Source organism: Dapis brunnea BLCC-M229 (genome assembly GCF_050015995.1).
GTDB lineage: Bacteria > Cyanobacteriota > Cyanobacteriia > Cyanobacteriales > Microcoleaceae > Trichodesmium.
Genome location: NZ_JBNHEP010000145.1, coordinates 7,406 through 9,351, shown reverse-complemented (window position 1 = coordinate 9,351; position 1,946 = coordinate 7,406). Strand labels below are relative to the sequence as shown.

Genomic DNA, 1,946 nt, shown 5'->3' with positions numbered 1-1,946 from the left:
CAGGCAAAACTCCAGGGGAAGCAACCAAGGAGAGTAAAGTTGCCACACCAGCAACACCAACTCCGACAAGTACTGGTGCAACAGCTAAAACTCCAGGGGAAGCAACCAAGGAGAGTAAAGTTGCCACACCAGCAACTCCGACTACTCCAGCTACTGGTGCAACAGGCAAAACTCCAGGGGAAGCAACCAAGGAGAGTAAAGTTGCCACACCAGCAACACCAACTCCGACAACTACTGGTGCAGAAACCATAGAACAAAAAGCTGCTGCTCAGGTTGAAACTCCCATCTTAGAGGATCAAAAACCTGTAGACACATTAACCAACAAAACTATTATTGAACAAGTCAATAAAATTAAAGAACAATTGATCGATATTTTTTCTAACTTTCCTGACTACATTAGCCAATTTTATCAAGAATATCAAGATCAGCTTAAAGTAGTTGGTTCGCTGACCTTAGCAATATTAACTTTGACGTTAATTGTTAGTTTTCTCCAAGCCTTACAAGGAATTCCTATTCTATCAGTTAGCTTTGAATTTATTGGGATGGGATATGCAGTTTGGTTTGTTTACCGTTATTTGCTGCAAAAATCTAATCGGCAAGAATTATTAGATAAAATTCAAGACATCAAAGCAGAAATTGTTGGTAAGAAATCTTAAATAAGAGTTTCACATACTCAAAAAAAAAGGGGGAATATGTTTAATTCCCCCTAGAATTTTTTTGACTTTATTATCGGAAAACAGCACTCTAAATGAATATAAATAAACTTAGAAAAACGATATTATTTTTAGGAGTATTGTTTTCATTAGCAGGGATGCAGAAAATGACCCCAGTTTTGTCCCAAGATTTACAATTGACACCTATATTTGAAGATGTCAACCTGTATCCAAAATCTCCTCAAAACCGAATGATTATTAGAGGGTTAAGTGGAGGACCTATATCTGCGAAAGAAACAACAGGTAGAGAAAACACTGTAACAGGACCATGTGTAGGTTTCATTGATAAAAAACCAGATCATAGATTAATTTTAAATGGCTTTTTTGAATCTCTGAAACTTGAGGTTAAAAGTAGTGAAGATACAACTTTAATAATTAGAGGTCCTGGAGGTAGTTGGTGTAATGATGACTTTGAAGGAAAAAATCCAGGAATTACAGGTCAATGGTTTTCAGGTACTTATGAAATTTGGATAGGTTCTTACCAAAGAAATAAATATTATCCCTATGTAATTAAAATTTCTCCAGAATAAGAAACTCATATAAATAAAATATTGGGCGTTGCTCAACCAAGGGATGAATCTTTGTAGAAAAGGTAAATTCTATCTTTTACTTCCTATTTCTCTATCTAAAACTATAATTCCACAACGTAGAATATGCAACGTCTCCTACACTTCCCAGACTCCCAACACTCGCAACACTCCCCACACCCCCCACATCAATTCATCCCGCAAATATGCAACGCCAAATATTGTTGTAGGGATGTTTTATGGAACATCCCTACTCTGGTATCTATTCCCTGTTCCTTAATCTATGGGGATTTTGTTGCAGATGACATAGGATAATGAGGATTTTTTACGATTGGTTGGGTTGCGAGTGGTATGGGATAAGGATTTGCGATCGTCCGTTGTAGTTGTGGTGCGGGTGTTACAAGAAGGTGATTTTTCACTGTTGGTTGTGGTGCAGGTGGAACAGGATGGAGATTTTTGATCGTAGGTTGTGGTCGCGGTCTCATCGGATTTACCGGTGCAGGTGCTACAGGTTGAAGCCGAACATTTGTTAACATCGGTTGGGGTCGCGGTCTCATCGGATTTACCGGTGCAGGTGCTACAGGTTGAAGCCGAACATTTGTTAACATCGGTTGTGGTCGCGGTCTCATCGGATTGACAGGTGTAGGTGCCACAGGTTGAAGCCGAACATTTGTTAACATCGGTTGTGGTCGCGGTCTCATCGGAT

Annotated in this window: 2 protein-coding genes and 1 pseudogene; 2 read left to right on the top strand and 1 reads right to left on the bottom strand. The window is 39.2% G+C overall.

The window, feature by feature from the left end:
- Nucleotides 1-656: CAAD domain-containing protein (locus ACP6PM_RS16930; protein WP_426586609.1), on the top strand; the 656-nt coding region annotated here is incomplete at its 5' end.
- 92 nt (nucleotides 657-748) lie between these two features.
- Nucleotides 749-1,243 (top strand): hypothetical protein, encoded by a 495-nt coding sequence (locus tag ACP6PM_RS16925; RefSeq protein ID WP_426586607.1) that lies wholly within the window; start codon nucleotides 749-751, stop codon nucleotides 1,241-1,243.
- A gap of 278 nt (nucleotides 1,244-1,521) precedes the next feature.
- Here ACP6PM_RS16925 and ACP6PM_RS16920 read toward each other — a convergent pair.
- Nucleotides 1,522-1,946: pseudogene (locus ACP6PM_RS16920) on the bottom strand (hypothetical protein); the annotation flags it as partial.